This window comes from Apibacter sp., assembly GCF_025291155.1.
Taxonomy (GTDB): Bacteria; Bacteroidota; Bacteroidia; order Flavobacteriales; family Weeksellaceae; genus Apibacter.
The window spans coordinates 1-2,662 of the sequence record NZ_JAMBJZ010000139.1 but is presented as its reverse complement, the minus strand read 5'-3'; the positions used below and the strand labels follow the sequence as shown (position 1 = coordinate 2,662).

2 protein-coding genes are annotated in these 2,662 nt (G+C 34.1%); both read right to left on the bottom strand.

The window, feature by feature from the left end; translation table 11 throughout:
* Positions 1-904 (bottom strand): 2-oxo acid dehydrogenase subunit E2 (locus M3Z80_RS09530; protein ID WP_293919381.1); only part of this gene is annotated, 904 nt, incomplete at its 3' end.
* Between the two features lie 29 nt (positions 905-933).
* The coding region (locus tag M3Z80_RS09525; RefSeq protein WP_293919380.1) for a 2-oxoglutarate dehydrogenase E1 component at positions 934-2,662 on the bottom strand (1,729 nt) is incomplete at its 5' end.

Sequence of the window (2,662 nt, the reverse complement as noted above, 5' to 3'; positions counted from 1 at the left end):
TGCCCTCACGAACTTTATCTGCCAGATTTTTTATCGTTTGTTCCACTCCTCTAAATGACATTGTTTCCGCATTTCTAAGTACTGGTACCATTAAACCTTTAGGGCCGGAAACAGCAATGCTTATGTCTTGAAAATCATAGGTTATTTTGTTTTCTTTATCTATCATTGAATTAACATCCGGAAACATCTTTAAAGCTCTGACTACTGCTAGAGTGAAAAAAGACATAAATCCTAATGATACATTATGTTTATTTTTGAATTCTTCCTTATATTCATTGCGTATACTAAATATCTCACTCATATCAACCTCATTAAAAGTGGTTAACATGGCCGTTTGATTTTTTACTGATACCAATCTCTCGGATAGTTTTCTTCTTAAAGCCGATAACTTAACGGATTTATATGATCGAATTCCATTGATGGGCTGATTTCCTAAAGAAGGTACTGCTTGAAGAGCATCGTTTTTAGTAATTCTTCCGTTTTTACCGGTTCCTTGAATTTCGGACGATGAAATATTTTTTTCTTTTATTATTTTTTTTGCAGCCGGCGAGCAAGTTCCTTTTGCATAAGAGTCTGTTTGCGATTCTTGTGATGTTTGGGAAGTAACCGTACTTACCGCCTCCTTTTCATTTTGTTCAAAATCTTCTTTTCTTATATTAGGATTTTCAGCATCTGTATCTAGTAAGCAAATTATATGACCAACCTGAACTGTATCTCCCTCTTGAACTTTTAAAGTTATCGTCCCACTTGCTTCCGCTGGAAGATCCAATGTTGCTTTGTCGGAATCTATTTCAGCAATAGCCTGATCCTTTTCTACATAATCTCCGTCTTTTACTAACCAAGTTGAAATTTCCACTTCTGTTATTGATTCCCCAGGAGAGGGAACTCTCATTTCAAGTATCATAAATGTAAATGTTATGTTATATTTTTTGTTTATTTAATGTTTTGGAATACGGAATCGATTAACTTTTTTTGTATTTTTTCATATCTTTTATGTGATCCCGGTGATGGAGACCCACTCTCCGAAGTATATATTCCTTGAATATTTAAGTTTTGGAATTCTTTAAGAATATATCCCCAAGCTCCCATATTTTCCGGTTCCTCTTGTACCCAAATTAATTCTTTTTTATTAATATATTTTGCCAATATTTGATTAATTTTCTCCCAATGAAGCGGATATAATTGTTCTATTCTAACAAAGGCTATTCTATCTTCGTTTAATTCTTCTCTTTTCTTATCCAACTCATAATATAATTTACCTGAGCATAAAACTAATCTGGTTATTTTTTCCTCTACTGCATTTGAATCGTCAATTACTTCTTGAAACGAACCTTCTGCTAATTCCTCAAGAGTTGAAACAACTTTAGGATGTCTCAATAGGCTTTTGGGTGAAAAAACAATAAGCGGTTTTCTATAATTGGGTTTTAACTGTCTTCTCAATGCATGAAAGAAATTTGCTGGTGTAGTAGCATTTACGACATACATATTACCATTTGCACAAAGAGATAAAAATCTTTCAATTCTGGCGGATGAATGTTCTGCCCCTTGTCCTTCAAAACCATGTGGTAAAAGCATAACTAAACCATTTTGCATTTTCCATTTATCTTCTGCCGCAGATACATATTGATCTATCACTATTTGTGCTCCGTTTGCAAAGTCACCGAATTGAGCTTCCCATATAGTTAAGGAATAAGGAGAACTCATTGCATAACCATATTCGAATCCTAATACCCCATATTCGGAAAGGAGGGAATTATAGACATAAAATTTTGCATTGGAATTTAAATTGTTTAAAAGAATAATTTCTTCTTCTGTATCTTCTGTTTTTATTACTGCATGACGATGTGAAAACGTTCCTCTTTCCACATCTTCCCCTGATAATCTAACATGATGTCCTTCAGTTAATAAAGTTCCATAAGCCAATAATTCTGCCATTCCCCAGTCAACTGCCCGAGTTACTTCTATCATTTCTCTCCTTTGATTTAATAAACGTTTGATTTTATTAAATAGCTTTTTATCTTCAGGAACTTGCGTAATAGTATACGCTATCATGCGCAGTTTTTCCAATGGAAAGGTTGTATCAATAGAGGTAAGCAATTCGGAAACTCCTACTCTATCAAAATCTTTCCATTCTTGTTGCATAAATAATTCTACGGTTGCTTGATTCATTTCTTTAGAATCCTCTAAATTTTTATCCAACAGCTTTCTATATTCTTCATCACTGTCAGCAACCATTTTTTTTGTGATAATATCTTCTTTTTCAAGCTTGGCTCGATAAATTTCCCTGGGATCCGGATGGTTTTCAATTATTTTATAAAGCTGAGGTTGGGTAAACCGAGGTTCATCCCCCTCATTGTGTCCATATTTTCTATATCCTAAAAGGTCGATAAATACGTCTTTGTTAAATGTATTTCTATAATCGGATGCAAATCGTACGGCATGAATAACTGCTTCTGCATCATCCGCATTTACATGTAATACGGGAGATAATACCGTTTTAGCAATATCTGTACAATACGTACTGGAACGGGCGTCTAAATAATTCGTTGTAAATCCTACCTGGTTGTTAATTATTATGTGTATGGTACCTCCAGTTTTATATCCATCCAAATTCATCATTTGAATTACTTCATACACAATTCCTTGTGCAGCAATTGCTGCA